28 protein-coding genes, 2 pseudogenes and 1 riboswitch are annotated in these 25,973 nt (G+C 72.1%); of the genes and pseudogenes, 15 read left to right on the top strand and 15 right to left on the bottom strand.

What is annotated here, in order from left to right; genetic code table 11:
- Positions 1-142: 142 nt before the first annotated feature.
- From ACZ7GZ_RS18460 to ACZ7GZ_RS18445, 4 genes are all read right to left on the bottom strand, one after another.
- Positions 143-568: a GNAT family N-acetyltransferase gene (locus tag ACZ7GZ_RS18460; RefSeq protein ID WP_471025209.1), complete on the bottom strand. Its 426-nt coding sequence runs from the start codon at positions 566-568 to the stop codon at positions 143-145.
- A 45-nt stretch (positions 569-613) separates the two neighbouring features.
- Positions 614-1,501 carry an LLM class F420-dependent oxidoreductase gene (locus ACZ7GZ_RS18455; protein ID WP_471025208.1) on the bottom strand — a complete coding sequence of 296 codons (888 nt, stop codon included), beginning with the start codon at positions 1,499-1,501 and terminating at the stop codon, positions 614-616.
- A 78-nt stretch (positions 1,502-1,579) separates the two neighbouring features.
- Positions 1,580-4,147: an ABC transporter permease gene (locus ACZ7GZ_RS18450; protein ID WP_471025206.1), complete on the bottom strand. Its 2,568-nt coding sequence runs from the start codon at positions 4,145-4,147 to the stop codon at positions 1,580-1,582.
- Between the two features lie 3 nt (positions 4,148-4,150).
- Entirely contained in the window at positions 4,151-4,960 is an 810-nt protein-coding gene (locus tag ACZ7GZ_RS18445) for an ABC transporter ATP-binding protein (protein WP_471025204.1), read from the bottom strand.
- A gap of 117 nt (positions 4,961-5,077) precedes the next feature.
- Here ACZ7GZ_RS18445 and ACZ7GZ_RS18440 point away from each other — a divergent pair, with 117 nt between their 5' ends.
- Together ACZ7GZ_RS18440 and ACZ7GZ_RS18435 are read left to right on the top strand one after the other, a co-directional pair.
- Entirely contained in the window at positions 5,078-5,320 is a 243-nt protein-coding gene (locus tag ACZ7GZ_RS18440) for a toxin-antitoxin system HicB family antitoxin (protein WP_363218373.1), read from the top strand.
- Positions 5,321-5,324: 4 nt separating this feature from the next.
- Positions 5,325-5,699 (top strand): fic family toxin-antitoxin system, toxin component, encoded by a 375-nt coding sequence (locus ACZ7GZ_RS18435; RefSeq protein WP_450796416.1) that lies wholly within the window; start codon positions 5,325-5,327, stop codon positions 5,697-5,699.
- On the opposite strand, the gene ACZ7GZ_RS18430 is transcribed toward ACZ7GZ_RS18435, so the two are convergent.
- The 4 genes from ACZ7GZ_RS18430 to bioB all read right to left on the bottom strand — a co-directional run bounded on the left by ACZ7GZ_RS18430 (position 5,700) and on the right by bioB (position 9,833).
- Positions 5,700-6,389, bottom strand: coding sequence for a class I SAM-dependent methyltransferase (locus ACZ7GZ_RS18430; protein WP_471025203.1), 690 nt, complete (start codon positions 6,387-6,389; stop codon positions 5,700-5,702).
- A gap of 214 nt (positions 6,390-6,603) precedes the next feature.
- Entirely contained in the window at positions 6,604-7,320 is a 717-nt protein-coding gene (bioD, locus tag ACZ7GZ_RS18425; protein ID WP_471025201.1) for a dethiobiotin synthase, read from the bottom strand.
- 1 nt (position 7,321) lies between these two features.
- Positions 7,322-8,611: an adenosylmethionine--8-amino-7-oxononanoate transaminase gene (locus ACZ7GZ_RS18420; RefSeq protein ID WP_471025199.1), complete on the bottom strand. Its 1,290-nt coding sequence runs from the start codon at positions 8,609-8,611 to the stop codon at positions 7,322-7,324.
- Positions 8,604-9,833 (bottom strand): biotin synthase BioB, encoded by a 1,230-nt coding sequence (bioB, locus tag ACZ7GZ_RS18415; RefSeq protein WP_471025197.1) that lies wholly within the window; start codon positions 9,831-9,833, stop codon positions 8,604-8,606. Before bioB ends, ACZ7GZ_RS18420 begins: the two co-directional genes overlap by 8 nt.
- A 147-nt stretch (positions 9,834-9,980) precedes the next feature.
- Between bioB and ACZ7GZ_RS18410 the strand changes: the two genes are divergently transcribed.
- Positions 9,981-11,108 (top strand): 8-amino-7-oxononanoate synthase, encoded by a 1,128-nt coding sequence (locus ACZ7GZ_RS18410; protein WP_471025195.1) that lies wholly within the window; start codon positions 9,981-9,983, stop codon positions 11,106-11,108.
- Positions 11,109-11,168: 60 nt separating this feature from the next.
- Here the strand turns inward: ACZ7GZ_RS18410 and ACZ7GZ_RS18405 are convergent, their stop codons facing one another.
- Both ACZ7GZ_RS18405 and ACZ7GZ_RS18400 read right to left on the bottom strand, forming a co-directional pair.
- Positions 11,169-11,390 (bottom strand): DUF397 domain-containing protein, encoded by a 222-nt coding sequence (locus ACZ7GZ_RS18405; protein ID WP_471025194.1) that lies wholly within the window; start codon positions 11,388-11,390, stop codon positions 11,169-11,171.
- Between the two features lie 9 nt (positions 11,391-11,399).
- On the bottom strand, positions 11,400-12,260 hold the full coding sequence (locus ACZ7GZ_RS18400) for a helix-turn-helix domain-containing protein (RefSeq protein WP_471025192.1): 861 nt from the start codon (positions 12,258-12,260) through the stop codon (positions 11,400-11,402).
- A gap of 213 nt (positions 12,261-12,473) precedes the next feature.
- Between ACZ7GZ_RS18400 and ACZ7GZ_RS18395 the strand changes: the two genes are divergently transcribed.
- Entirely contained in the window at positions 12,474-12,932 is a 459-nt protein-coding gene (locus ACZ7GZ_RS18395) for an ATP-binding protein (protein WP_471025190.1), read from the top strand.
- 774 nt (positions 12,933-13,706) lie between these two features.
- Positions 13,707-13,820 (top strand): annotated as a pseudogene (locus ACZ7GZ_RS18390) (LysE family translocator); the annotation flags it as partial.
- 7 nt (positions 13,821-13,827) lie between these two features.
- Here the strand turns inward: ACZ7GZ_RS18390 and ACZ7GZ_RS18385 are convergent.
- The 3 genes and pseudogenes from ACZ7GZ_RS18385 to ACZ7GZ_RS18375 all read right to left on the bottom strand — a co-directional run.
- Entirely contained in the window at positions 13,828-14,301 is a 474-nt protein-coding gene (locus ACZ7GZ_RS18385; RefSeq protein ID WP_471025188.1) for a C40 family peptidase, read from the bottom strand.
- A 3-nt stretch (positions 14,302-14,304) separates the two neighbouring features.
- A riboswitch (cyclic di-AMP (ydaO/yuaA leader) is annotated at positions 14,305-14,454 on the bottom strand.
- 418 nt (positions 14,455-14,872) lie between these two features.
- Entirely contained in the window at positions 14,873-15,178 is a 306-nt protein-coding gene (locus tag ACZ7GZ_RS18380) for a hypothetical protein (RefSeq protein ID WP_471025186.1), read from the bottom strand.
- A 7-nt stretch (positions 15,179-15,185) separates the two neighbouring features.
- Positions 15,186-15,622, bottom strand: a pseudogene (locus ACZ7GZ_RS18375) (ATP-dependent Clp protease proteolytic subunit); the annotation flags it as partial.
- A gap of 51 nt (positions 15,623-15,673) precedes the next feature.
- On the opposite strand from ACZ7GZ_RS18375, the gene ACZ7GZ_RS18370 reads away from it, so the two are divergent.
- The 8 genes from ACZ7GZ_RS18370 (at position 15,674) to ACZ7GZ_RS18335 (ending at position 22,584) form a co-directional block, all read left to right on the top strand.
- Positions 15,674-15,976: a type II toxin-antitoxin system Phd/YefM family antitoxin gene (locus tag ACZ7GZ_RS18370; protein WP_471025185.1), complete on the top strand. Its 303-nt coding sequence runs from the start codon at positions 15,674-15,676 to the stop codon at positions 15,974-15,976.
- Between the two features lie 225 nt (positions 15,977-16,201).
- Positions 16,202-16,504, top strand: a complete 303-nt coding sequence (locus ACZ7GZ_RS18365) for an urease subunit gamma (RefSeq protein ID WP_031160134.1) — start codon at positions 16,202-16,204, stop codon at positions 16,502-16,504.
- Positions 16,505-16,515: 11 nt separating this feature from the next.
- Positions 16,516-16,827 (top strand): urease subunit beta, encoded by a 312-nt coding sequence (locus ACZ7GZ_RS18360; RefSeq protein ID WP_471025182.1) that lies wholly within the window; start codon positions 16,516-16,518, stop codon positions 16,825-16,827.
- Entirely contained in the window at positions 16,820-18,541 is a 1,722-nt protein-coding gene (locus tag ACZ7GZ_RS18355) for an urease subunit alpha (protein WP_471025180.1), read from the top strand. The genes ACZ7GZ_RS18360 and ACZ7GZ_RS18355 overlap by 8 nt, the downstream gene beginning before the upstream one ends.
- Before the next feature lie 10 nt (positions 18,542-18,551).
- Positions 18,552-19,226, top strand: coding sequence for an urease accessory protein UreF (locus ACZ7GZ_RS18350; protein ID WP_471025178.1), 675 nt, complete (start codon positions 18,552-18,554; stop codon positions 19,224-19,226).
- A 180-nt stretch (positions 19,227-19,406) separates the two neighbouring features.
- Positions 19,407-20,084: an urease accessory protein UreG gene (gene ureG / locus ACZ7GZ_RS18345; protein WP_471025177.1), complete on the top strand. Its 678-nt coding sequence runs from the start codon at positions 19,407-19,409 to the stop codon at positions 20,082-20,084.
- Positions 20,081-20,839: an urease accessory protein UreD gene (locus ACZ7GZ_RS18340; RefSeq protein WP_471025175.1), complete on the top strand. Its 759-nt coding sequence runs from the start codon at positions 20,081-20,083 to the stop codon at positions 20,837-20,839. Before ureG ends, ACZ7GZ_RS18340 begins: the two co-directional genes overlap by 4 nt.
- Positions 20,840-20,988: 149 nt before the next feature.
- Positions 20,989-22,584 (top strand): alpha/beta hydrolase, encoded by a 1,596-nt coding sequence (locus ACZ7GZ_RS18335; protein WP_471025173.1) that lies wholly within the window; start codon positions 20,989-20,991, stop codon positions 22,582-22,584.
- Positions 22,585-22,635: 51 nt separating this feature from the next.
- Here ACZ7GZ_RS18335 and ACZ7GZ_RS18330 read toward each other — a convergent pair whose 3' ends face one another.
- Positions 22,636-23,658 (bottom strand): NAD-dependent epimerase/dehydratase family protein, encoded by a 1,023-nt coding sequence (locus tag ACZ7GZ_RS18330; RefSeq protein ID WP_471025171.1) that lies wholly within the window; start codon positions 23,656-23,658, stop codon positions 22,636-22,638.
- 58 nt (positions 23,659-23,716) lie between these two features.
- Complete coding sequence (locus tag ACZ7GZ_RS18325; RefSeq protein WP_471025169.1) at positions 23,717-24,445, bottom strand: lysophospholipid acyltransferase family protein; 729 nt, start codon at positions 24,443-24,445, stop codon at positions 23,717-23,719.
- 381 nt (positions 24,446-24,826) lie between these two features.
- Between ACZ7GZ_RS18325 and ACZ7GZ_RS18320 the strand changes: the two genes are divergently transcribed.
- Both ACZ7GZ_RS18320 and ACZ7GZ_RS18315 read left to right on the top strand, forming a co-directional pair.
- A complete protein-coding gene (locus ACZ7GZ_RS18320) occupies positions 24,827-25,234 on the top strand; it encodes a DUF6153 family protein (RefSeq protein ID WP_471025167.1) in 408 nt (135 codons plus the stop codon).
- 97 nt (positions 25,235-25,331) lie between these two features.
- Positions 25,332-25,964, top strand: a complete 633-nt coding sequence (locus ACZ7GZ_RS18315) for a DUF305 domain-containing protein (protein WP_471025165.1) — start codon at positions 25,332-25,334, stop codon at positions 25,962-25,964.
- Positions 25,965-25,973 lie beyond the last annotated feature (9 nt).

Here is a 25,973-nt window from a genome sequence, read left to right as displayed (position 1 = left end):
CCCGTCCCATGATCGGACAGGGCAGGGCGGGTCGCGCGGCGGCGCGTACCGGGAGGGTCGCCCATCGGCGGACGCTCACAACCTTTCATAGAGGGCCGAGTGCTCCCTCAATGGTAAAGGATGAGCAAAGGAAGGCGGCGGCTCAGCCGGGGAGCGGCTTCACCCAGCGCCGCCAGCGCTCCTCCGGGCCGTAACCGGCGGCGCTCCAGGCGTGGTGCGCCCGCTCGTTGCGCACCAGCACCATCGCGTCCGCACGTCGTCCGCCGAGCCGTACGAACCGCTCCTCGGCGGCAACCAGCAGCGCCGAGCCGATGCCCTGCCGGCGCCGCTCCGGATGTACCGCGAGCCGGTACAGATGGCAGCGCCACCCGTCGAAGCCCGCGATCACCGTGCCCACCAGCTCACCGTCCTGCTCGGCGAGGATCAGGGCCTGCGGGTCGCGGGCCACCAGCCGTTCCACGCCGTCCCGGTCGTCGCTGATGCTGGCGCCCTCGGCGGCCGTCTTCCAGAAGGCGAGGACAGCGTCCAGGTCGGCGTGCGCCGCCGGGCGTATACGGAGGTCGGTCATGTGATCATCGGAGCAGGCGGTGGGGGCTCCGCGTGCGGGTTTCCATCATGCGGACGCCTCGCGCAGCCGCTTCATCACCGGCGCGAAGGCCTCCATGTACGGCTCAAGGACCGTCAGGTACGAGAACCCGAACCGCTCGCGCTGCACCCGCACCCGGGCGACGACGTCCTCCAGTGGGCCGGCCAGCACGATGGGCAGCGCCAGCGCGTCGGCGACGCTCAGCTGCGACTGCCGCTCCAGCAGCGGTTTCAGCACCGGTTCCGGGTCGTCCGTGACCGCCACGAGCTGGACGAGGAGATTCAGTTCCGCCTCCTCCGCCCGGCCCGCCGCGAGGCTCCGGTAGCGCGCCACCCGCTCGTCCAGCTCCTCGGCGGTGAGCGGCTCCAGACCGCCCGGTGTCTTCCCCGGCCGGGCTCCGGTGAAGGCCGCGATGTCCGCGTGCTCGGCGGTCAGCCGCAGCATCCGGTCGCCGTTGGCACCGATCAGCAGCGGCACCCGGGACTGGGCGGGACGCGGCTGGTGTCCGGGGGAGCCGAGCAGCCGGTCCAGCTCCGCCACCGTACGGCGGAGGTGGTCCACCCGCTCGCCCGGCGAACCGTACGGCAGCCCGGCCGTCTCGTGCTCGGCCGGTACGTACCCGGTGCCCAGGCCGAGTTCGAGGCGCCCGCCGGTGAGCGCGTCCGTGGTCGCCACCTCGCGGGCCAGCAGTGCGGGATTCCAGAATCCCGCGTTGAGTACGAACGTGCCCAGCCGGGGGCGTTCGGTCGCCTCGGCCGCCGCGACCAGTGCCGGGAACGGAGCGGCCATGCCGAGGTGATCCGGGACCAGGATCACGTCGTACCCGAGTTCCTCGGCGCGGCGGCACTTCGCGCGCCACTCGGCGGCGGGCGCGGGCGTGAGCAGATTGACCCCGAAGCGGAACGGACGCGGCATGAACTCTCCTCGGGGGCAGGTGACTTGAACCGGGACCCGCGATTCCATCACGCCCGCCGCACGCCCAGAAGGGCGGCCTCACTCGTGGGCGATCGCCGCCAGCACGTTCATTCGCGACGCCCGCAGCGCCGGCAGCAGGGCCGCCACCACGCCCACCACCGCCGCACCGATCACTACGGCGACGATCGTCGTCCAGGGGAACGCCAGCGCCGTCAGCCCGCGCAGGGCCAGCACCTGCTGCATGCACACGCCCCACACGAGCCCCAGCCCCAGCCCGAGCACCGCGCCGAACACCGCGATCACCACCGACTCCAGCCGGATCATCCGGCGCAGCTGCCGCCGCCCCAGCCCGATCGCGCGCAGCAGCCCGATTTCACGGGTGCGCTCCACCACCGACAGGGCCAGGGTGTTGACCACACCGAGCACGGCGATCACGATCGCCAGTCCGAGCAGCGCGTACACCAGGTAGAGCAGCACGGCGATCTGCTTGTGGACCAGCTGCTTGTAGTCGGTCTGGTTGCGCACCTGGACCTGCGGGAACGGCTCCAGCGCCCGTTCCAGACGGGGCCGCAGGTCCTGCGGTTTCGTGCCGGATGCCGCGTTGACGTAGAGCGCGGAGTCCTGGGCGCCGGGCGCGTACTTCGCCAGGGTCCCCAGGCCGAAGTAGATGCCGCCCTGGCTCCCGAAACCCTCCGTCGTGGCCTGGTCGGTGAGTGCCGCGACGGTCAGCCCGGTGTGCCGCCCGCCCGGGAACCCGACCGGTACGACGCTGCCGACACGCACGCCGTGGTCCCTGGCGAAGCCGGCGTCCATGGCGAGGTGACCGTCCGCCAGCGCGGCCCGCGAACCGCCCTGCGCGTAGGTGATGTGCAGGACGTCGTCGAGCCGGGACCCGTACGCGACGGCGGTCGTGCGGACCTGGTCTCCCGTCGGCAGGTCCACGGCGACCGGGGTGAGCCGCTGCGGAACGACGAGCCCGACGCCCCGCGTGCGCGCCACGCCGTCCCGCACCTCCTTGGTGAACGGGGCGAAGTTGGTGTTCTGGACGATGAAGTCGGCACCGAGGTTCTTCTCGATCTGCCGGTCGAACGACGCGGACATCGAGGCGCTCGCCACCGACATCCCGCCGACCAGGGCCAAACCCACCATGAGCGCGGCGGCCGTGGCGCCCGTACGGCGCGGGTTGCGCAGGGCGTTGCGCTGACTCATCCGGCCGACCGGGCCGAACAGCGCGGGAAACGCCCCGCCCAGGATCCGGATCACCGGCCGCACCAGCAGGGGGCCGGCGACCACGGTCGCGATCAGCGTCAGGACCACGCCGAGCCCCAGCAGCGAGGCCGCCTGCGCGGTCCTCGTGGCCGCCGCGCACCCGGCCAGCGCCGCCGCGCCCGCCGCCCCGACCACCGCCCCGACGACGGCCCGCACCGTCAACGGCTTGCCCACACCGGCGACCTCGGCGTCGGCGAGCGCCGCCATCGGCGACACGGCCGCCGCGCGCCGCGCGGGCAGATAGGCGGCCACGAAGGTGACGCCGACACCGACGACGTACGCCGCCACGGGGGTGGCCCAGCCGATCACCATCTCCGTGGCCTTCAGGTTCATCCCGAAGGCGCTCATCAGCCGGATCAGCCCCAGCGCCAGCCCGATACCGGCCAGCAGGCCGAGTGTCGAACCGACCAGCCCGAGCAGCAGTGCCTCCGTGAGCACCGAGCGCCGCACCTGCCTGCGGTCCGCGCCGAGTGCCCGTAGCAGGCCCAGCTCGCGCGTGCGCTGGGCGATCAGCATGGAGAAGGTGTTGACGATGAGGAACACGCCCACGAGCAGCGCGACACCGGCGAAGCCCAGCATCACGTACTTGATCACGTCGAGGAAGGTGCCGAGGCTGGCCGCCGCCGACTTGGCCTGCTCGCCGGCGGTCTTCAGGTCGTAGGTGCCGGTGCCGATCGCCCGGCCGACACGCTGCTTGAGCTGTGCGTCGGTCACTCCGGGCGCCGCGTCCACCGAGATGCTGGTCGCCTTCGCGGCCGACCCGAGCAGCTCGCGGCCCGCGACCGCCGGGTCCAGGAAGACCAGGGCCGCGCCGGGGTTGGTGGTGGTGAACGTGGCGATGCCGACCACCCGCACCCGGAACGTGCCCGGCTGGGCCTGGACGGTCAGCGTGTCGCCGATCCGTACGTGCCTCTTGCCGGCCGTGTCGGCGTCCAGCAGCGCCTCACCCGCACCCCGCGGCGCATGGCCGGAGGTGAGCCGCACCGGGCTGCGATGCGTGACGTACCAGGCCGTCGCGAGGGTCGGGGCGCCCGTGGTCGGGCCGACGGACTTGTGGTGGGCGTCGACCACGACGGCGTTCTCCACCGACACCTCGGCGCGGGCCGCCGCGACTCCGTCGACCTTGGCCACGCGGTCCCGCAGCGCGGCGGGCAGGGTCTGCACCTCGCCGCTCAGCCGGGCCGACCGCAGATCCTGCTTCGGCTGGACCGTCACATCGGCGGCGGTGGAGGCGAACAGCCGGTCGAAGGTACGGGTGACGGTGTCGGAGAAGATCAGACTGCCCGCGACGAACGCCACGGACAGGACCACGGCCAGCGCGGACAGCGCGAGCCGCCCCTTGTGCGCGAGGAAACTCCTCAGGGTCGCTTTCAGCACCGGTCAGCCCTCCTGGGCGGTGCCGTCGCCGAGCCGGCCCCGGGCCACGTCGAACTGCTTCATCCGTTCCAGTACGGCGTCCGCCGTCGGTTGTGCCGTCTCGTCCACGATCCGCCCGTCGGCGAGGAACAGCACGAGGTCGGAGTGGGCGGCGGCGCCCGGGTCGTGCGTGACCATGACGACCGTCTGCCCGAGATCGTCCACCGCGTCCCGCAGGAAGCCCAGCACCTCCAGGCCGGCCCGCGAGTCGAGGTTCCCGGTCGGCTCGTCGGCGAAGATCAGCTCCGGTCGGGAGGCCAGCGCCCGCGCGCAGGCGACCCGCTGCTGCTGGCCCCCGGAGAGCTGGGCGGGCCGGTGCGTCAGCCGCCCGCGCAGCCCCAGCGTGTCGATGACCTGGTCCAGCCACCGCTGGTCGGGCTTCCGGCCCGCGATGTCCATCGGCAGGGTGATGTTCTCGGCGGCCGTCAGGGTCGGGATCAGGTTGAACGACTGGAACATGAACCCGACCCGGTCCCGCCGGAGACGGGTCAGCTCCCGTTCCCTCAAACCGGTGATCTCGGTGTCGCCCAGCCACACCTGACCGGCCGAGACCGTGTCGAGGCCCGCCAGACAGTGCATGAGCGTGGACTTCCCCGATCCCGAGGGGCCCATCACGGCGGTGAAACGGCCGCGCGCGATGTCCACGTCCACCGAGTCCAGGGCGATCACGGCCGTCTCGCCCGAGCCGTAGGCCTTGGTCAGCCCGCGGGCGCGGGCCGCGATGCCATCGCTGGGCGTGCGGCCCGGGGCGTGCTGCGCAGCTGGTGTGGACAAGACAGCCTCCCGGTCGTTCGAACCGCCCGTTCCGGGCGAGCGTAAGGGACAGACCGACCCGGCGCAGCGCTTACGCGCGCCCTTGCCTTGCTAGCACCTCGGCGCTAGCGTCGAGGCATGGCGAAGACCCAGCTGAACGTGCGCGTGGACGAGGGCACCGCCCGCGCGGCCCGCGAACGCGCCCTGGCCCGTGGCATCAGCGTCAACCGCTACATCGAAGAGCTGGTCAGACAGGACACCGGGGAAGCCGGCCGTACGTTCGTCGAGGCCGCCGCCGACTTCATGAAGCAGTACGAGTCCGTGTTCGCCGAGGAGTTCACCGAGACCCCCCGCGGTGCCGGCACCGGGGACGGCCGCTGATCCCTTGAACGAGCTCAGCATCGACCTCGCCTGGCTCCTCATGCTCGCCGAACAGAAGACGCCCGGGGACCCGCAGGTCACCGACTGGGGCGCGCTGGTCGCCGCCGTCGCCCGGCACCGCGCCGAGATATTCGGCGTGCCGGTCTACGACAACCCGCACGCCCGCGCCGCCTCCCTGCTCCAGCTGCTGATCCACCTGCCGGCGCTGGAGCGTTCCAACGCGCTGTTCGCCTCGGCGGTCGCCTATGCCTACCTGGTCGCCAGCGGCGCGAAGGTGGTCACCACGCCCGAGCAGGTGCGCGACCTCGCCCGGCTGGTGAAGGAGGGTGCGGCCGACGTGGACGACATCGCGCGGGAGCTGCGGCGCTGGAGCCTGTGATCAGCGCGCGGTCGGCTCGTCCGGGCGCCAGGCGACGCCGAGCGTGCAGTACGACGCCGGCAGCGCCGGGCCCTTCTCCGGCATCATCACGCGCCGGTGGGGGCCGAGTGCGAACCCGGCCTCGCGCAGCGCGGCCACCGGCCGGCGGGCCACATGACATCCGCCGGTGAGCAGAGGCCACAGGGTCCGGTCCAGCGTGCGCTGGGTGAGGGTCATCAGAGGGCCACCGCCCCGGCCGTGCTCGAAGAACCGCACCTGGCCGCCCGGCCTGAGCACCCGCCGTACCTCGCTCAGCGCCCGCGGTACGTCGCGCACGCTGCACAGCACCAGGGACAGCACGACCGCGTCGAAGGCCTCGCTCTTGACCGGCAGCGCCTCGGCGGCGCCCGGCACCACGTCGACCGGCACCTGGGCGCGCAGGGCCGACTCGAGCGCCAACTTCCTGAGCAGCGGCTCCGGTTCGATCGCGACGACCTCGGCGACGGTGCCCGGATAGTGCGAGAAGTTCAGCCCGTTGCCGGCGCCGATCTCGATCACCCGCCCGGACAGTCCCGCGAGCAGCCGCTCGCGCACTCCGGCCATGCCCAGCCGGGTCTCGGCGCTCACGCTGTACCGGGCGTAGCAGCGGGCGGACAGCGGATGGTGCACGGGACTCCGCGCGACCTTGTCGGAACCGGACAGCAGCCGCATGGCGAACCTCCCCGACGGACGGCCTAGAGGGAGTGTCCCCCGTACGACGCCTTCGCACCCCCGGCGTCGGCGCCCGGCCGGCACGGGGCTCCGCCCCCGGACCCCACCCGGCCCACCCTCCACCCGACCCGGTCGGCTGGAGGGTGGGCCCCCTACGCGGCTCGGCCGGCGGGAAGGTCACCCCCGGGCCCGCGCCCGGGGTGTGCCGCTCCCGTCATGCCGCCTCGCGGACCCGGAACGCTTCCGCATCCCAGGTCCCGTCCAGGCGGGGGGCCAGCCACGTCGGTGCTGCCGTGCGGAAGTCGGCCGGTGACAGCGCCCCCGCCCCGGAGGGGATCGCGCCGAGGAGGGGGGAGCCCGCGACCTCCGGCAGGTCGGTGACGTTGCAGCGGGTGGCGAGGTCGGGGGAGTCGGGCCAGCTGCCGATCACGACGCCCGCCAACTTCAGGTCCCGGCGCCGTAGTTCCAGTGCCGTCAGCTCCGTCGTGTTGAGCGTGCCCAGACCCGCCTGGGCGACGACCAGCACCGGTGCGTCCAGCAGCCGCGCCGCGTCCGCCAGGGTGCCGCCGGCCGCGTCGAACCGGACGAGCAGCCCGCCCGCCCCCTCGACCAGCACCAGATCGTGCTCGGCGGCCAGCTTCGCCGCCCGGTCGGCCACCTCGTGCGGGTGTACGGGCGCCATGCCCGCCCGCCGGGCCGCCGTGCCGGGTGCCAACGGCTCGGGGTAGCGGGCCAGTTCCGTGGCCGTGACCCGCCCCGCGAGCCGTGCGACCTCGTCGGCGTCCCCGCGCTCGTCCGGCCGTACCCCCGTCTGCGCGGCCTTCAGCACGGCCACCGAGCGTCCGGCCGCGAGCGCCGCGGCGGCGACGGCGGCGGTGGTGACGGTCTTGCCGACCTCCGTACCCGTCCCTGTGATCATCAGTACCGGCATGTCATCCCTCCCGCGCCGCGGCGCACACCGCGCGCGCGATCCTTGCCACGTCCTCGTCCGAGGTGATGTACGGCGGCATCGTGTAGACCAGGTCGCGGAACGGGCGCAGCCACACGCCCTCCCGCACGGCGGCCGCGGTGGCCGCGGCCATGTCCACCTCGTGGTCGAGCTGGACGACGCCGATCGCCCCGAGGACCCGGACATCCCGGACCGAGGGCAGGCCACGCGCCGGCGACAGGCCCTCCCACAGGCCCGTCTCGATCCGTTTGACCTCCGTCCGCCAGTCCTGCCCCAGCAGCAGCTCGATGGAGGCGCAGGCCACGGCCGCCGCCAGCGGGTTGCCCATGAACGTGGGGCCGTGCGCGAGCACCGGCACCTCGCCCCGCGAGATCCCGTCGGCGATCCGCGCGGTGCACAGCGTGGCCGACAGCGTCAGATAGCCGCCGGTCAGCGCCTTGCCCACGCACATCACATCCGGGGTGACGCCCGCGTGCTCCGCCGCGAACAGCGCACCGGTACGGCCGAAGCCGGTGGCGATCTCGTCGAACACCAGCAGCACGTCGTGCGCGTCGCACGCCTCGCGCAGCACCCGCAGATACGCCGGGGAGTGGAAGCGCATCCCGCCGGCGCCCTGCACGACCGGCTCGACGATCACCGCGGCCAGCTCGTCCGCGTGCCGGGCGATCAGTTCGCGCAGGTGGTCGGCGTACGACTCCTCGTACTCCGCGGGCGGGGCGTCGGCGAACAGCTGGCGCGGCAGCACACCCGTCCACAGCTCGTGCATCCCGCCGTCGGGGTCGCACACCGACATCGGCTGCCAGGTGTCTCCGTGGTAGCCGCCCCGCCAGGTCAGCAGCCGCTGCTTTCCGGGCCGGCCGAGCGAGCGCCAGTACTGCAGGCACATCTTCACCGCGACCTCGACCGACACCGAGCCGGAGTCGGCCAGGAAGACGTGCTCCAGGCCCTCTGGTGACATGTCGACAAGGTGCTTCGTGAGCCGTACGGCGGGCTCGTGCGTGAGCCCGCCGAACATCACATGGCTCATCCGACCGAGCTGCTCGTGCGCCGCCTCGTTGAGGACCGGGTGGTTGTAGCCGTGGATCGCCGACCACCAGGAGGACATGCCGTCCACCAACTCGCCCGAGCCGCCGGCGAGCCGCAGCCGGACCCCGCTCGCCGACTCCACGACCAGCGGTTCGGCACGTCCGGGCATCGGGCCGTACGGATGCCAGACATGCCGTCGGTCCAGCTCCAGCAGCTCCGGCACGCTCAGGCCGGGCAGGTCAGGCATTGGGCGCGAGGTCCGTTCCGGCGCCCCGGCGGCGGACGGCCACGAGGTCCGTGCGCGCCTCCTGCGGAGCCGGCGCGGTCACCGCACCCGCCGTGCCGCACGCATCAGCCGTCGTACCGCACGCGTCCGCGCCCTCGTGCGAGCCGCAGCCCTCGTGCGAGCCGCAGACGGAGCCGCATCCGGCGCTCTCGTGCGATCCGCAGCCGCCCGCGGCCGCCACCCGGTGCTCCGGGAGCGTCACCTCGCCGGCGTTCTCCACCTCGAACCCGGCGTCCGCGATCATCTCCAGGTCGGCCTTGCCGGCCTGGCCCTCGCTGGTCAGGTAGTCGCCGAGGAAGATCGAGTTGGCGAGGTGCAGCGCGAGCGGCTGCATGGTGCGCAGATGGACCTCGCGGCCGCCCGCGATACGGACCTCCACGTCCGGACAGACGAACCGGACCATGGCCAGAATGCGCAGGCAGCGCTGCGGGGTGAGGTTCCACTCCTTGGCCAGCGGGGTGCCCTCGAAGGGGATGAGGAAGTTCACCGGAACGGAGTCCGGGTCCAGTTCGCGCAGCGAGAAGACCACGTCCACCAGGTCCTCGTCGCTCTCGCCCATCCCCGCGATCAGACCGGAGCAGGCGGACAGGCCGGCCGCGTGGGCCTTGTTCACCGTGTCCACCCGGTCGGCGTAGGTGTGGGTGGTGGTGATGTCCCCGTAGGTGGACTCCGAGGTGTTGAGGTTGTGGTTGTAGGCGTCCGCGCCCGCCTCGCGCAGCCGCTCGGCCTGGCCGTCGGAGAGCAGACCGAGGCAGGCGCACACCTCGACGGCCTCGTTCTGTTCCTTGATCGCCTTGATGGTCTCCGAGACCCGCTCCACGTCCCCGTCCGTCGGGCCGCGTCCGCTGGCCACCAGGCAGACCCGCTTGGCGCCTCCCGCGAGCCCCGCGGCGGCCGCCTGGGAGGCCTCGTCGGGCTTGAGCCAGGTGTACTTCAGGATGCCGGTCTTGGAGCCGAGCCGCTGGGAGCAGTAGGAGCAGTCCTCCGGGCACAAGCCGGACTTGAGGTTGACCAGGTAATTCAGTTTCACGCGGCGGCCGAACCAGTGCCGGCGCACCTTGCCGGCCGCGGCCACCACATCGAGCACGTCGTCGTCGGAGGTGGCCAGTACGGCGAGTGCTTCCTCGCGGGTCGGCAGCTCGCGCCGAAGCGCCTTGTCCACCAGCGTGTTCAGAAGGTCCATGACGTCCGATCCTGTCGTACGGGACCGCTCCGGGCCAAGGAGAGTTTGCACAACGGAGACGGATCACCGTGTGGGTATTGCCACACACTGGGCGGCTGGTCCTGCCGCTAGTGTCTGTCCGCTACCTACAAAACCATCGGAGGAGCCATGGCGTTCGGCTGGATCGCGGAGCAGGCGGAGGCGCGTCGCCGCGCCGGACTCGTACGGACCCTGCGCCCGCGCCCGGCCGACTCGCCGCTGCTGGACCTCGCGAGCAACGACTACCTGGCCTTCGCCCACCACCCCGAGGTCACCGAAGGGGCCGCGCGGGCCGCCCGGGTCTGGGGCGGCGGCTCGACCGGCTCCCGGCTGGTCACCGGCACCACCGAGCTGCACACCGAGCTGGAAGGCGAGCTGGCCGCGTTCTGCGGCTTCGAGGCCGCACTGGTCTTCTCCTCCGGCTACGCCGCCAACCTGGCCGCGGTCACCGCGCTCGGCCCGCACGGCTCGCTGATCGTCTCCGACGCCGGCAACCACGCCTCCCTCATCGACGGCTGCCGGCTCGCCCGGGGCGAGCGGCAGGTCGTCGGGCACGCCGACCCCGAGGCGGTGCGCAAGGCCCTGGCCACGCGCCCGGGGCCGGCGATCGCCGTGTCGGACACCGTGTTCTCGGTGGACGGCGACCGGGCGCCGCTGGCCGAGCTCGCCGAGGCGTGCCGGGAGTACGGCGCGGGGCTGGTCGTGGACGACGCGCACGGGCTCGGGGTGCTGGGCGACGGCGGCCGGGGCGCGCCGTACCAGGCCGGGCTGGCCGGTGCCCCGGACGTGGTGGTCACGGCCACCCTGTCCAAGTCGCTCGGCAGCCAGGGCGGAGTGGTGCTCGGCCCGGCGCGGGTGATCGACCATCTGGTCAACGCGGCCCGGACCTTCATCTTCGACACGGGTCTGGCCCCGGCGGCGGCCGGCGCCGCGCTCGCGGCACTGCGGCTGCTCGTCCGCGAACCGCAACGCGCGGCGCGCGCCCGCGAGGTGGCCGCCGACCTGCACGCACGGCTGACCGCCGCGGGTCTGGAAGCGGTGCGTCCGGACGCCGCGGTGGTCTCCGTGCGGGCTCCGTCCCCGGAGCAGGCCGTGCGCTGGGCGGCCGACTGCCGGACGGCAGGGCTGGCCGTGGGCTGCTTCCGTCCCCCTTCCGTGCCTGACGGCATCTCACGGCTGCGGCTGACCGCCCGCGCGGACCTGTCCGGGGCCGAGATCGAACGCGCTGTACGGGTGATCGGCGAAACGCGACCATGAGTCGGCGTGACACGGCCGTGCTTCGCGCGGGGTCGTCTTCGGGTCGGTGGTGGTCGTCGGTCAGAGGGCGGTGAGAAAACCGGCCCAGCTCCCGGCGGAGAAGAGCAGCGCGGGTCCGGCCGGACTCTTGGAGTCGCGCACGGCGAGCAGTCCGGCCCAGGGACCGGAGCCCGGCCGGGTCGTCTCCACGCAGTTGTTGGCTCCTGTGCTGTAGCTGCTGCGCAGCCAGCGCACGTCGTGCAGGTCGGTACTGGCAGGGACGTTCCGAGGCAGTGCTGACATGGTGCCTCCTTACGCGCCGTCACCTATTCCGGCGATGTAATCCAACGTGTCCTCGGGTGAAAGGGCGTGCATGCGAAGGGTGTCGAAGGCCTCCGAGTAGGCCATGAGGTCTTCTTTCCGCTCCAGGTAGAGGCTACTCGTCAATTGGTCGAGAACAACCACATCCAGATCAGAAGTGCTCGGAAATGAGAAGATAACGAAAGGTCCGGTGAGGCCGACATGCGCTCCCGCCTCGAACGGCAGTACCTGCAGCCGTACTTGGGGCAGACGGGCGGCCTCCTCCAGCCGGGCCAGCTGTCGGTACATCACCTCCGGGCCGCCGACCTCGCGCCGCAGCACCGCCTCGTCCAGCACCGCGCACAGCTTCAGCGGCGGGTCGACGCGGAGCACGTCCTGCCTGGCCAGCCGCACCTCCACCAGCGCGTCCAGGCGTTCGTCGTCCAGGTCCTTCACGGCCGCCCGGGTCACCGCGCGGGCGTACTCGGGCGTCTGCAGCAGGCCGGGTACGACCGTGGTCTCCAGGGTGCGCATCGCGCTCGCCTGCGACTCCAGGCTGATGAAATCCCGGTAGGTGGGCGGCAGAACCCCGCGGTAGGCGTGCCACCAGCCGGACCGGTCGCCCGCGCCCTCGGAACCCGCCAGCATCAGCAGCAACTCGCGCAGCTGCCCGTCTTCCACCCCGTAGGCGTCCAGGAGTAACCGGACATCGGCTGGTTTCACGCCGCTGGCACCGGTCTCGATCCGGCTCACCTTCGACTGGTGCCAGCCGACCAGCTGGGCCGCCTCACCACTCGTGAGCCCAGCACCGGTACGCAGCGTGCGCAGTTCGGCGCCCAATTTGCGACGGCGCACTGCCGGCCCGTTCTGCATGGGCTCCTCCTTACTCCTTCCGGGCCGCCCAAATACGGTCTCGCGTCATAGAGTTCACCGCTTTGGGCGACAGATATATGCATATCTTGGTGGATCGCTCCCCGTGACCGGCCCGGTGGTGGCAGTCTGACGAGCAAGCACCAGTCCGGGACCGTACTCGAACCATCCGCTCCGTGTCGGACTGCGGTCCCATGGGAAAGGGACGACGTCGCCATGGCAGACCATCTGGAAGCATCCGTCACTCTGCCGAGCGATCCCGCCTCGGTGTCCGCCGCCCGCTGCTACGTCGTGGGCACCCTCGAGGAGTGGGGCCTGCCGGCGGACACCGACGTGGCCGACACCGTGCGGCTCATCGTCTCCGAGCTCGCCACGAACGCCGTACAGCACACCTTCGGTCAGTCACCCACCTTCACGGTTGACGTCGCCCTGGACCGCGACGAACACCTGCGTATCGGCGTCACGGACAGCCACCCCCGCTTCCCGAAGAGACTGCCTGCGGCGGTCCAGCAGGACAACGGCCGCGGCATGGTGATCATCCGCTGGCTCACGGCCGAGTGCGGCGGCAAACTCCGCGTCCGCCCCACCCGCGAGGGCGGCAAGACGGTCTCCATCGAACTCCCCTGGACGATCCCGGCCGAGCCGGTCCCGGCAGGGGGGCCACAGGAACCGTAGCCCTCCGGGCGGGGCGGCCGTTGCGTTCCCAAGGGCACTGCGGGGCGGAACCGGCAGGCGTCAGGCCTTTGGCGACGAGGCCGAGCGGCGGCGCCCCGGTGGCGATTTTGGTGGACGAGGGACTCAGCCACGGCAGGCCCGCGGACGAGGGGGCGGGGGACTCGGAGCGCGGACGCGGTGGTGTGGGGCGGTGAGGCGGCGGGTTGGGTGGTGCCGGCCGGTGGGAGAGGGGCCGGGTGGCGGCGGGTCCGGGACGGCGGACGCGGTGGTGTGGGGCGGTGAGACGGCGGGCTGGGTGGTGCCGGCCGGTGGGAGAGGGGCTGGGTGGCGGCGGGTCCGGGACGGCGGACGCGGTGGTGTGGGGCGGTGAGACGGCGGGTTGGGTGGTGCCGGCCGGTGGGAGAGGGGCCGGGTGGCGGCGGGTCCGGGACGGCGGACCCTGGGGCGATGGGCCGGTCGGCGGCGGGCTGGTGGGCGTCCTGATCGGCCGGCGGTCCCTGCGGCACGCACCGGGAGGGGCCGGTCACCGTGACGGCCGGGTGGCGACGGCGGGCGCGGTGCTGAGGGACTCGGGGGCGGAGCGCCGTGGTGGAACCGGAGGTGTCGAGAGGGTCTCGTGGTCCTTCGGCGCGGGGGCGGATGCCGTGGCCGGCACGGCGCGCCGGGGCCTGGCCCCGTGGCCCCTCCGCAGAGCCGCCCGCCCGGCTGGCGCGGGGCAGGGCGCCACTCCGTCGCTGGCCTGCCGGGCCTGCCGGGCCTGCTGGGCCGAGTCCGCGGCTGGGCAGGTGGCTGCGCCGGCCCCGGGCCGCCCGTGGGCTCCAGGCGGGCACCGGGGTGGCGCTGACGGTGCTGGGAGCGGCCCTGCTGCTGGAGCCGCTCCTGCCCTGACGCCGGGTCAGCCGACCCGGCCGTACCAGACGCTCTTGGTCCAGATCTTCTGGAGCCTCACCACGTCCCCGGTCCTCGGCGCGTGCCAGATCTTCCCGTGTCCCGCGTAGATACCGACGTGGTACACGCTGGAACCCGAGTGGAAGAAAACCAGGTCACCGGCCTTACGGCTGAGGGCCGAGATGTGGTGCGTCTTGTTGTACTGCTGGGCCGCGGTACGCGGCAGGGTCTTGCCCACCTTCTTGAACGAGTAGAGCGTCAGTCCCGAGCAGTCGAACCTGCGCGGACCCGTGGCCCCCCACTGGTACGGGGAGCCCTTCTTCGATGCTGCGACCTGCAGTGCTTTGGTCGCGAGGGTGGCGGCCGAGGCGTCGGTGGCGAGACCAGGGACCGCGATCGAGCCGCCGACGGCGGCGAGGGTGAGAGCCGAGGCCGTGCCGGCCCGGGCCATGAGCGACGGGACACGATTCAGCGCAGTCATGCGCAACCCTTCGTCAGCCGCCTGTGAAGGATGACCTGTCGGATTCGGGCTGGCGAAGTTGCCCGGCCGCGTCGCGGCTTCACCCCAAGGGCTGCTCGGAACGTCCGGCCGTCTGTGACCACAGACGAACATCCGTTCCGGCGACCCGACTTGCTTGGGTCCTCCACTCCTGCCGATCCACTCCTGTCGACCGGTCATCCGGGCGGCGGCAGGACTCGGCGTCCGCCCGGACCGCCCCGCCGTTGTGGCGGGGGCTTGTCGTCAGACAGGGATCTTCACTCACAGCTGTCTGAAAATCCCAACGGATCCGAGTATTTGTGGCGTTACTCACCACTCACCCGTTCGAGTGGACAGGGGTGCGTTCGAGGCACCGTCACATCCCGGTCGTAGCCGCCGACCTGGGGCGGAGCCTCGTCTTCCGTGCTTTCGACCCGCGCGGTGCGCAAGTCGGAAGGCCCGTGGAACGCTCTGGATATACGTCGGTCGGGGGTACGCCGTTCGGGGAGTTTCGGGTCCGTCCCGAACGGCGCGTGTCGACACCCGGGTCCGTCCGGCTGGTCGGGCGTCCGGATCACCCGACGGCGTCGGTCGGGAGCGTGACGCGAGCGGTGCGGCGTGCACCGTCCGGCACCCGCAAGGCCCGTGCCGGCGTGTCCCCGCGCAGCTCCGGCTCGCCCCGCCGGTGCATCAACGCGAGGGCGTCACGCGGCTCTGCGGCCTTGCACACCGGCGCCCGGGCAGCGCGCGGCCCGCCGTAGGTGCCCCCGTCCCGCCCCGGATTGGTCCTGCCCAGCAGGTCGACCGTCTCCAGGTAACGGACGATCAGATCTCCTCCGGCGCGCGTCAGTGCGGGCAGGGGCGGCGGTTCCGGCGGCATCGGCGGCTCACCTCGCGTCCGGTGCGCCGGGCGTGCTCCGCCGGCCGGGCACGATGCCGTCCACCAGACCGTAGGCCAGTGCCGCGGGGGCGTCCAGGATCACGTCCCGTTCCAGGTCGCGGTGTACCTCCCGTGCCGTGCGCCCGGTGTGCCGTACGAGCATCTCCTCCGTCAGCGCGCGCATCCGTGCCGGTTCCTCGGCCTGGATGAGCAGATCGCTGGGCTGGCCCCGCACCGGCTCGGGCAGCCGGGGCTGTTGGAGCACGATGCGCGCGCCGGGCAGCGCGAACCGTTTGTCCGGTGTGCCGGCCGCGAGCAGCAGCGCGGCGGGGGACCCGGCCTGGCCCAGGCAGTAGGTCACCACGTCGCAACCGACGTAGCGCATCGTGTCGTAGACGGGGCCGTCAGTGCGCTGAACGAGCCGCCCGGGGAGTTGACGTACAGCGCTCGGCTCTGTAAAAAATGTACATTACGTACCTGACGTACGATGGCGGTATGGCCTACGAGATTCCGGTGACCCAAGCCAGGGCTGAGCTCGCCGACCTGATCAACCGGGTGGTGTACGGCGGTGAGCGCGTCGTCGTGACACGGCACGGCAAGCCGCTGGTCGCGCTGGTCTCGGCCGCCGACCTGGAGCGGCTGGACGCGCTCGACGAGCCGGCCGAGGAGCCGGTCGAGGAGCGGGTCGAGGAGCGGGTCATCAGCTCGGTCTCCGGTGTCCGTGAGGCCGGTTCCGTCCCGCGTGAACAGCGGCGGTTCGGGATCGCCGCCGAGCATCGCGGTCCCGGCGTGTCGTGACCGGCGCGGGTATCGGGGGTCCCATCGCGCGGTCATCGGTGGATCAAGGTCTGGTTAACGTCGCTGAAACTCCGGCGTTCTAGCCTGCCGATCCACGCCATCAGGGGTTTTTCTGCCCGGATTGACGACGATCCGGGCGTTTGTCTGTGTGTTACACCTATCCCGTCGTGATGGCTGCGGCAGCCGGACCCCGCACGGTCCGGAGCGAGGACTGTGAGGTGGGACGTGCAACTGACCCCGCACGAGCAAGAGAGGCTGCTCATCCACGTGGCGGCCGACGTGGCCGAGAAGCGCCGGGCCCGTGGGCTCCGGCTCAACCACCCGGAAGCGGTCGCCCTCATCACGTCGCACATCCTCGAGGGCGCGCGTGACGGCCGTACGGTCGCCGAACTCATGTCCTCCGGTCGCAAGCTCCTCAGCAGGGACGACGTCATGGACGGGGTCCCCGAGATGATCCACGACGTCCAGGTCGAGGCCACCTTCCCGGACGGCACCAAGCTCGTCACCGTCCACGAGCCGATCATCTGAAGGGGGCCGCGGTGATTCCCGGAGAGATCCTGTTCGCGGACGACCCCGTCCACGTCAACGAGGGCCGTGAGGTCACCCGCCTCACCGTCCTCAACGCCGCCGACCGGCCCGTCCAGGTCGGCTCCCACTACCACTTCGCCGAGGCCAACCCCGGCCTGGAGTTCGACCGTGCCGCGGCCCGCGGCAAGCGGCTGAACGCCGCCGCCGGCACCGCGGTGCGCTTCGAGCCCGGTATCCCCGTCGACGTGGAACTCGTGCCCCTGGGCGGCGCCCGGATCGTGCCGGGGCTGCGCGGGGAGACCGGAGGTGCCCTCGATGCCTGAGATCTCCCGCGGCGCCTACGCCGACCTGTTCGGCCCCACCACCGGTGACCGCATCCGGCTCGCCGACACCGACCTGCTCATCGAGATCGAGGAGGACCGCTCCGGCGGACCCGGCGCCTCCGGCGACGAGGCCGTCTTCGGCGGCGGCAAGGTCATCCGCGAGTCCATGGGCCAGTCCCGCGCCACCCGCGCCGAGGGCACCCCCGACACCGTCGTCACCGGCGTCGTCATCGTCGACCACTGGGGCGTCGTCAAGGCCGACGTCGGCATCCGCGACGGCCGGATCGCCGCGATCGGCAAGGCCGGCAACCCCGACACCATGGACGGCGTTCACCCCGACCTGGTCATCGGCCCCGAGACCGAGATCATCGCGGGCAACGGGCGGATCCTCACCGCCGGCGCCATCGACGCGCACGTCCACTTCATCTGCCCCCAGGTCGCCGACGAGGCGCTGGCCTCCGGCATCACCACCCTGGTCGGCGGCGGCACCGGCCCCGCCGAGGGCTCCAAGGCCACCACCGTCACGCCCGGCCCCTGGCACCTGGCCCGGATGCTGGAGGCGATGGAGGCCTACCCGGTCAACGTCGGCTTCCTCGGCAAGGGCAACACCGTCTCGCACGAGGCGATGCTCTCCCAGATCCGCGGCGGCGCCGTCGGCCTGAAACTGCACGAGGACTGGGGCTCGACCCCGGCCGTCATCGACGCCGCGCTGACCGTCGCCGACCGCACCGGCATCCAGGTCGCCATCCACACGGACACACTCAACGAGGCGGGCTTCGTCGGCGACACCCTCGCCGCGATCGCGGGCCGGGGCATCCACTCGTACCACACCGAGGGCGCCGGCGGCGGGCACGCGCCGGACATCATGACCGTGGTCTCGCAGCCCAACGTGCTGCCCAGCTCCACCAACCCGACCCGGCCGTACACCGTCAACACCGTCGAGGAACACCTCGACATGCTGATGGTGTGCCACCACCTCAACGCGGCGGTCCCCGAGGACCTGGCCTTCGCCGAGTCCCGGATCCGGCCGTCCACCATCGGCGCGGAGGACGTCCTGCACGACCTCGGCGCGATCTCGATCATCTCCTCCGACTCCCAGGCCATGGGCCGCGTCGGTGAGGTGATCCTGCGCACCTGGCAGACGGCGCACGTGATGAAGCGCCGGCGGGGTGCGCTGCCGGGTGACGGCCGCGCGGACAACCACCGGGTACGGCGCTATGTCGCCAAGTACACGATCAACCCGGCGCTCGCCCAGGGGCTCGCCGCCGAGATCGGCTCCGTCGAGGCCGGCAAGCTCGCCGACCTGGTGCTGTGGGAGCCCGCGTTCTTCGGGGTCAAGCCGCTGCTCGTGATCAAGGGCGGGCAGATCGCCTACGCGCAGATGGGCGACGCCAACGCCTCCATCCCCACCCCGCAGCCGATCCTGCCCCGCCCGATGTACGGCGCGATCGGCCGCGCCCCCGCCGCCAACTCGGTCAACTTCGTGGCCGAGCCGGCGATCGAGGACGGGCTGCCGCAGCGGCTGGGGCTCGGCAAGCGGTTCGTGGCGATCGAGTCCACGCGCGCGGTCACCAAGGCCGACATGCGCGAGAACGACGCCCGGCCCGACGTCCGGATCGACCCCGACAGCTTCGCCGTGCACATCGACGGCGAACTGGTCGAGGCCACCCCGGCCGCCGAACTGCCCATGGCCCAGCGTTACTTCCTGTTCTGACGGGGTCGCGATGTCACGGGCAGCACTTCTCGTCCTGGCCGACGGCCGCTTCCCCGCCGGAGGGCACGCGCACTCCGGCGGGGCGGAGGCCGCCGTCAAAGCGGGCCGGATCACCTCAGCCGCGACCCTGGAGGACTTCTGCCGGGGCCGGCTGCACACCGCCGGGCTGGTCGCGGGAGCACTCGCGGCGGCCGCCGTACTCGGAGCGGACCCAAGGGAGTTGGACGCCGCGGCGGATGCCCGTACGCCGTCGCCCGCGCTGCGTGTTGCTGCGCGTCGCCTTGGCCGACAGTTGCTGAGGGCGGTGCGGAGAAGCTGGCCGTCGCCGGAACTCGACGCGTTGGCCCGGGAGTTCCCCAGGGGCGCTCACCAGCCTGTGGTGCTCGGGCTCGCGGCGCGAGCGGCTGGGCTGGCGCCGCAGGATGCGGCGTACTGCGCGGTGTACGAGAGCGTGAGCGGACCGGCGACGGCCACGGTACGACTGCTGAGCCTGGACCCGTTCGACGCGACGGGCGTACTGGCCCGGCTGGCGCCGGAGCTGGATCGCGTCGCGGATACGGCGGTGGAGGCGGCACGGGGGGTGCTCGACGAGGGTGTCGACGCGCTGCCGGCGGCGTCGGGGCCCCTGCTGGAAATCGGCGCTGAGTGGCATGCGGCCTGGCCGGTGCGGCTGTTCGCGTCCTGAAGAGTCCCGCCCCCGCCGCCCTACCCTTCCCGTCCTCCAGGGGCCCCGCCCCTTCGACCCCGCCAGAGGGCTCTGCCCCCTGGACCCCCGGCCGGCCTGAACGGCCTCGTCCTCGAGCTCCCCCAGCAGGGGGACCCCAGACGGGCTGAGGGGACGCGCCTCGTCACATAGGAGCCGTACATGCACCTCGACCACCCCCACACCGGTCCCGCCGCCGTGAGCGCCGACGCCCACCGCCCCGACGGAACCCGGCGCGCCCTGCGCATCGGGCTCGGCGGGCCCGTCGGGTCCGGGAAGACCGCGACCGTCGCCGCGCTCTGCCGGGCCCTGCGCGACGAGCTGTCGCTCGCCGTCGTCACCAACGACATCTACACCCGTGAGGACGCCGAGTTCCTGCTCCGGGAGGCCGTACTGCCGCCCGAGCGGATCACGGCCGTGGAGACGGGCGCCTGCCCGCACACCGCGATCCGCGACGACATCTCCGCCAACCTCGAAGCCGTGGAGGACCTGGAGGAAGCGGTCGGCCCGCTCGACCTGATCCTCGTCGAGTCCGGCGGTGACAACCTCACCGCGACCTTCTCCAAAGGCCTGGTGGACGCACAGATCTTCGTGATCGACGTGGCCGGCGGCGACGACATCCCGCGCAAGGGAGGGCCCGGCGTCACCACGGCCGACCTGCTCGTCGTCAACAAGACCGACCTCGCCCCGTACGTCGGCTCCGACCTCGCCCGGATGGCCGCCGACGCCAAGGCCCAGCGCGCGCAACTGCCGGTGGTGTTCCAGTCGTTGCGCGGCGAGACCGGTGTGGCCGGCGTGGCCGCGTGGGTGCGGGAGCGGATCACCACGTGGACGGCATGACCAGTACCGGAGTCCGGGCGGACGCGCGGATCGTCGCCCGCGCCGACGGCCGCGGCGGCACCGCGCTGCCCGTGCTGGACGGCGAGGGCCCGCTGGCCCTGCGCCGCACCCGCGCCAACGGCAGCGAGGCCAAGGTCATGGTGGTCGGCGCGATGAGCGGCCCGCTCGGCGGGGACCGCTTCGCACTCACCGCCCGGGTGGAGGAGGGTGCCCGGCTGCACGTCGGCTCGGCCGCCGCCACCCTCGCCCTGCCGGGCCAGACCAAGGGCGAGGCCCGTTACGACGTACGGCTCGATGTGGCCGACGACGCCGAACTGCGCTGGCTGCCCGAGCAGTTGATCTCGGCCCGCGGCAGCGACCTGTACGTCACCACGCGGGCCGAACTGGCCGCCGGCGCCCGGCTGGTCCTGCGCGAGGAGCAGGTGCTCGGCCGGGCGGGAGAGGAACCGGGGCGCCTCACCAGCCGGCTGACCGTCCGGGTCGCGGGCCGGACGGTACTGGACCAGGAACTGTCCTGCGGCCCCGGCGCCCCGGGCGGCTGGGACGGCCCGGCGGTGCTGGCGGGGCACCGCGCGGTCGGTCAACTGGTCGTCGTTCGGCCTCAGTTCGCGGAACATCCGGTGGAGGCGCGGATGTTGGGCGAGTGCGCCGCACTGATACCGCTGGCGGGCCCCGCGGTCCTGGTCAGCGCCGTCGCCCCCGACGCGTTGCGGCTACGACGAGTCCTGGACGAGGCACTGGCCGACCTCGGCTGAGGCGCGCCCCGCACAGCGCGACCGAACATGATCGTCCGGTTATCGGATTGGTAAAGATACAGGGCCACCCCTGGTCTCCGGCGGCTCACAGCCGAAAGGATCCCCGCCTGACCACTCGCAGAGATGCAGATGTAGGGGGAGGGGCCCACTTGAGGGAGAACAGACCGAAGAGCCGCCTGCTGGCGCTCGGTTCGGCCGGAGCGCTCGTCACCGCCACCCTGATCGCCGGCGTCGTCTCGGCGCCCGCGGCCGGCGCCGCCGGACGGCCGGGCCCGGACCGCGAGGCCAAGGGCGCCGAGGTAGCCGCCGCCCGCGCCGCCAAGGCCGGCATCGACTGGCAGGACTGCCCGGCCGACTGGGGGTTCGCCAAGCCCATCCAGTGCGGCTGGGTCACCGTGCCCGTGGACTACGCCCACCCGTACGGCAAGCAGATCAAGCTCGCCGTCGACCGTATCGGCAACACGGGCACCCAGAGCGAGCGTCAGGGCTCGCTCGTCTACAACCCGGGTGGTCCCGGCGGTTCCGGGATGCGCTTCCCGACCCGGGTCACCAACAAGAACCCCGTCTGGGCGAACGTCGCCAAGGCCTACGACTTCGTCGGCTTCGACCCGCGCGGCGTCGGCCACTCCGCCCCCATCTCCTGCATCGACCCGCAGGAGTTCGTCAAGGCGCCGAAGATGGACCCGGTGCCGGACACCGAGGCGGACAAGACCGCGCAGCGCAAGCTGGCCCGCGAGTACGCCGAGGGCTGCGCCGAGCGCAGCGGCGCGATGCTGCCGCACATGACCACGCCGAACACCGCCCGCGACCTGGACGTCATCCGCGCCGCCCTGGGTGAGAAGAAGCTCAACTACCTCGGCGTCTCCTACGGCACCTACCTCGGCGCCGTGTACGGCACCCTCTTCCCGGGCCACCTGCGCCGCATGATCGTCGACAGCGTGGTCAACCCCTCCCGGGAGAACATCTGGTACCAGGCCAACCTGGGCCAGGACATCGCCTTCGAGGGCCGCTGGAAGGACTGGGAGGACTGGGTCGCCGCCAACGACGCCGCCTTCCACCTCGGCACCACCCGCGCCGCCGTCCAGGCCAAGTGGCTCGAGCTGCGCGCCACCGCCAAGAAGAACCCCATCGGCGGGGTCGTCGGCCCGGCCGAGCTGATCTCCTTCTTCCAGAGCGCGCCGTACTACGACTCCTCGTGGGTGCCGGTCGCCACGGTGTTCAGCAAGTACGTCGCCGGTGACACCAAGGCGCTGGTCGACGCCGCCGCCCCCGACCTGTCGAACACGGCCGGCAACATCACCGCCGAGAACGGCAACGCGGTCTACACGGCCGTCGAGTGCACCGACGCCAAGTGGCCCACCAGCTGGAAGAAGTGGGACCGGGACAACACCCGGCTCAACCAGGACTACCCGTTCATGACCTGGGCCAACGCCTGGATGAACCTGCCGTGCGCCACCTGGCCGGCCAAGCAGCAGACCCCGGTCCAGGTGAAGACCCACAAGGGTCTGCCGCAGGTGCTGATCGTGCAGTCCACCCGGGACGCCGCCACCCCCTACGAGGGCGCCGTCGAACTGCACAAGCGCTTCGCCGGCTCCCGGCTGATCACCGAGAAGGACGCGGGCTCCCACGGTGTGACCGGTCTGGTCAACCCCTGCATCAACCAGCGCGTCGACGCCTACCTGCTCGACGGCAAGCTGGACGCCGCGGACGTGACCTGCACCCCGCACGCCACGCCCAAGCCGTAACGGCGTTCCTACGGTGACGAGGGGCGGCCGGATCCACCGGCCGCCCCTCGCTCATGCCGCGAACCAGGCGTCCTCCGCCGCGTAGTCGAACAGGTCCGGATACGCCCGGGCGAGCAGCGGGAAGCACTCCCGCCAGTCGCGCCCCGACAGCACACCGGTCAGCCACTCGACCGTCTCCGGCAGGCTGTCGGCGTACGACACCACCGGCCGGTAGCCCAACTCCCGCTCCGCGAGGGACATGTCGAAGACGACCGGGCGCGCAACGGACCAGGGCGTTTTGCCGACCGAGCCCTCGGGAGGCCCGTCGACCAGCGTCGTCCGCGTCTCCACGCCCATCACCGCGTCGACCGCCGCACCGATCCCGGCGACCGTCGGCGTCTCGCCGTCACAGGCGTTGAGCACCCGGGTACCGGGCCGGGCCGCCGCCAGTCGCACCAGCTCGGCGATGTTCCGCGCGCTCGACGGATGGAACCGGCTCTCACCCTGGTAGCAGAGCACCCGACCGCGCCGGCCGTCCAGATTCCGTTTCACGAAGAACAGCTCGCGGGGGAGCGGGCTGTACGGCCCGTGCACCGCGGCCGGGCGCAGTACGGTGACCGGCAACTCGTCGGCCGCAGCCTGGAGTTCGTGCTCCAGCGCGACTTTCCGGGTGCTGTACGACGCCTCGCCCGGTGCCACCGTCGGCTGTGTCTCGGGGACCGGGACCGGGTAGGCGGGGAAGCCGCCCGGCTCGTGCGCCGTGTCGAAGTTCCGGCCCGAGCCGTCGTCGTACACCGACACGCTCGAGACCACGACCGCCGAGCCGATCCGGCCCGCCAGCGACGTCAACTGCCGAGCGTGCGCGTCGTCGTAGGCGACCATGTCGACCAGCAGGTCGCAGCCGTCGCCGACCACCGCGGCCAGGGCCGCGTCGTCGGCGCGGTCCAGCCGCACCGTCCGTACCCCCTCGTCCCACGCCTCGTCCCGGCCGCCGCTCCGCGAGGCGGCTGTCACCTCCCACCCGTCCCGCACCAGCGCGGCCACCGTCGGACGGCCGATCTGCCCGCTCGCACCTATCACCACAGCCCTTTTCATACGGCGAGCCTAGGCACGCGGTCAGCCCGGGGCACGTTCCTTCTGCCGACGGCAGAGGTCAGCTCAGCGGCGCCCGCGGGAACCTGCGTTCCTTCTTCTCGGCCGCCTGCGCCGCCTGTGCCGCTTTGACGACCGCCGCGTATTCGTCGACGTACTCCTGCTGGGACAGCGTCAGGATCGCGTACATGATCTCGTCGGTGATCGCCCGCAGGACGGCCTTCTCCTGCTCCAGGCCGGCATAGCGGGAGAAGTCGAGGGGCTTGCCGAAGCGGATGGTGACGGGGCGGATGTTCGGGACGACCTTTCCGGGAGGCTGGGCCTCGAACGTGCCGATCATCGCGCACGGCACCACCGGCACCCCGGCCTTGAGCGCCATCACGGCGACGCCGACCTTGCCCTTGTAGAGCCTGCCGTCGTGCGAACGGGTGCCTTCCGGATAGATACCGAGCAGCTCGCCCCTGCCCAGCACGCCGAGGCCCTCGCGGATCGCCGCCTGACCCGCCTCCTTGCCCGAGCGGTCCACCGGGATCTGTCCGGCACTGCGGAAGAAGAACGCGGTGAGCCGGCCCTTGAGCCCCGGGCCGGTGAAGTACTCCGCCTTCGCGAGGAAGGTGATGCGTCGTTTCAGCATCACCGGCATCAGGAAGTGGTCGGAGAACGACAGATGGTTTCCGGCGACGATAGCGGGGCCGGTCGCCGGCACGTTCTCCAGCCCCTCGATCCGGGGCCGGAAGACCAGTCTCAGCAGGGGGCCCAGCAGTACGTACTTGAGCAGGTAATAGAACAAGGGGTCGCTCCTCCTCCAGCGGATCGGCTCAACCGCCGCGTCAGGGAAAGTATTGACTGGTGTTCCACGTGGGGCGCGGGTGATCGCCGGAACAGCCTGCTGCTACTGGTCAGTACACATCACCCCGATGGCACAGCGTGGCCCGATATCATTCATCACTGACAAACATGCGATGCTTGCTTCCGCTTCGATCCTGCTGTATTCGGCAATGGAAAACCGGTAAACGGTGAATCGCTCTTCTGGTGGATTCTTCCCGGGCAAGAACCCGGAGAATACGCTGGGCCGATCAGCGACGCGCCTGGTGAACGCTCGGGAGTACCGCTGACGTTTTGCTGAGCCCCCTCCGCCCGGGCCGCCGTGCGTCCCCGTACGATGTTGCCGATGTCCAGCACCGCGCCGCACGCCCCGCACCCGCCGCAGCGGCGGTGGCGTGCGCTGCTCGTGCTCGCGGTGCTGGCCGGGCTGTTGGGCATGCACGCCCTGGCGCCCGGCGGAGGCATGGGACGGGCGGAGCACGCTCGGTCCGCTCATCTCACCGGCGTCGTCGCCGTCTCCGCGCAGGACGACTGTCCGGGCGGCGACGGCCACTGCGGCGGCAGCCATCCGCACCACGCGGACCCCACCTGCGCCTCGGGCGCGGTGAACGGCGGTCCCCAGCTGCCCGCACTCGTTCCCGACCCCGTGACGGCTCCCGCACCGGCCCACTGCCCGCGTTCCCGCGTGGTCACGGCACCGGATGACGCCCGCGCCCCACCCTCCCTGGCCGAACTCCAGCTCCTGCGGATCTAGAGGGCCCCGCCGGCCACAGCCGCCCGCCTGTCGGCGGACCGCTCGTGGTCGTGCCCACGCGTGCCCCAAACCCATGAGAAATCACAGGAGTTCCAGCATGATCAGCCGTACTTCGACGCGCCGTGCCGCCCTGGCCGCGGTGGCCGCGACCGCCGCCCTCGTCCTCACCGCCTGCGGTGGCGGCGGTGACGGCGACGGCCGCGCCGCCCACGGCCCGTCGGCCTCCCCGAGCGCATCGGCCCGCACCGCTCACAACGCCCAGGACGTGGCGTTCGCGCAGGGCATGATCCCGCACCACCGGCAGGCCCTGGAGATGGCGAAGCTCGCCGACGGCCGGGCCTCCTCGGCGCGGGTGAAGGACCTCGCCACCCGTATCGAGAAGGCACAGGATCCCGAGATCCGCACCATGACCGGCTGGCTCACGTCCTGGGGCGAACAGGTGCCCATGGCCGGCATGGGCCACTCGGGGCACTCCGGCATGTCTGGCATGCCCGGGATGTCCGGAATGATGAGTGGCGGTGACATGGCCGGGCTGAAGAAGGCCAAGGGCGCGGACTTCGACACGAAGTTCCTGTCCATGATGGTCGAGCACCACCAGGGCGCCGTCGAGATGGCCGGCACGGAGAAGAAGAAGGGCGCCTACGGGCCTGCCAGGACCATGGCGGACGCGATCGTCACCGCGCAGAACGCCGAGATCCAGGAGATGAACAAGCTCCTCGGCAAGAGCTGACGGACGACG

The sequence above is a fragment of the Streptomyces sp. NPDC037288 genome (assembly GCF_055603265.1).
Note: the sequence above shows the minus strand (reverse complement) of the source record. Positions and strands in the feature narration are given on the sequence as shown.

Coding starts and splice junctions, on each gene's coding strand:
- bioD (WP_471025201.1), bottom strand. CDS start 7,320: ATGCCGGTACTGATGATCACAGGGACGGGTACGGAGGTCGGCAAGACC.
- ACZ7GZ_RS18395 (WP_471025190.1), top strand. CDS start 12,474: ATGGCAGACCATCTGGAAGCATCCGTCACTCTGCCGAGCGATCCCGCC.
- ACZ7GZ_RS18455 (WP_471025208.1), bottom strand. CDS start 1,501: ATGCCGCGTCCGTTCCGCTTCGGGGTCAATCTGCTCACGCCCGCGCCC.
- ACZ7GZ_RS18385 (WP_471025188.1), bottom strand. CDS start 14,301: ATGACTGCGCTGAATCGTGTCCCGTCGCTCATGGCCCGGGCCGGCACG.
- ACZ7GZ_RS18430 (WP_471025203.1), bottom strand. CDS start 6,389: ATGCGGCTGCTGTCCGGTTCCGACAAGGTCGCGCGGAGTCCCGTGCAC.
- ACZ7GZ_RS18370 (WP_471025185.1), top strand. CDS start 15,674: ATGGCCTACGAGATTCCGGTGACCCAAGCCAGGGCTGAGCTCGCCGAC.
- ACZ7GZ_RS18330 (WP_471025171.1), bottom strand. CDS start 23,658: ATGAAAAGGGCTGTGGTGATAGGTGCGAGCGGGCAGATCGGCCGTCCG.
- ACZ7GZ_RS18400 (WP_471025192.1), bottom strand. CDS start 12,260: ATGCAGAACGGGCCGGCAGTGCGCCGTCGCAAATTGGGCGCCGAACTG.
- ACZ7GZ_RS18350 (WP_471025178.1), top strand. CDS start 18,552: ATGTCACGGGCAGCACTTCTCGTCCTGGCCGACGGCCGCTTCCCCGCC.
- ACZ7GZ_RS18460 (WP_471025209.1), bottom strand. CDS start 568: ATGACCGACCTCCGTATACGCCCGGCGGCGCACGCCGACCTGGACGCT.
- ureG (WP_471025177.1), top strand. CDS start 19,407: ATGCACCTCGACCACCCCCACACCGGTCCCGCCGCCGTGAGCGCCGAC.
- bioB (WP_471025197.1), bottom strand. CDS start 9,833: ATGGACCTTCTGAACACGCTGGTGGACAAGGCGCTTCGGCGCGAGCTG.
- ACZ7GZ_RS18380 (WP_471025186.1), bottom strand. CDS start 15,178: ATGCCGCCGGAACCGCCGCCCCTGCCCGCACTGACGCGCGCCGGAGGA.
- ACZ7GZ_RS18410 (WP_471025195.1), top strand. CDS start 9,981: ATGGCGTTCGGCTGGATCGCGGAGCAGGCGGAGGCGCGTCGCCGCGCC.
- ACZ7GZ_RS18355 (WP_471025180.1), top strand. CDS start 16,820: ATGCCTGAGATCTCCCGCGGCGCCTACGCCGACCTGTTCGGCCCCACC.
- ACZ7GZ_RS18320 (WP_471025167.1), top strand. CDS start 24,827: ATGTCCAGCACCGCGCCGCACGCCCCGCACCCGCCGCAGCGGCGGTGG.
- ACZ7GZ_RS18315 (WP_471025165.1), top strand. CDS start 25,332: ATGATCAGCCGTACTTCGACGCGCCGTGCCGCCCTGGCCGCGGTGGCC.
- ACZ7GZ_RS18420 (WP_471025199.1), bottom strand. CDS start 8,611: ATGCCTGACCTGCCCGGCCTGAGCGTGCCGGAGCTGCTGGAGCTGGAC.
- ACZ7GZ_RS18405 (WP_471025194.1), bottom strand. CDS start 11,390: ATGTCAGCACTGCCTCGGAACGTCCCTGCCAGTACCGACCTGCACGAC.
- ACZ7GZ_RS18340 (WP_471025175.1), top strand. CDS start 20,081: ATGACCAGTACCGGAGTCCGGGCGGACGCGCGGATCGTCGCCCGCGCC.
- ACZ7GZ_RS18440 (WP_363218373.1), top strand. CDS start 5,078: ATGGCGAAGACCCAGCTGAACGTGCGCGTGGACGAGGGCACCGCCCGC.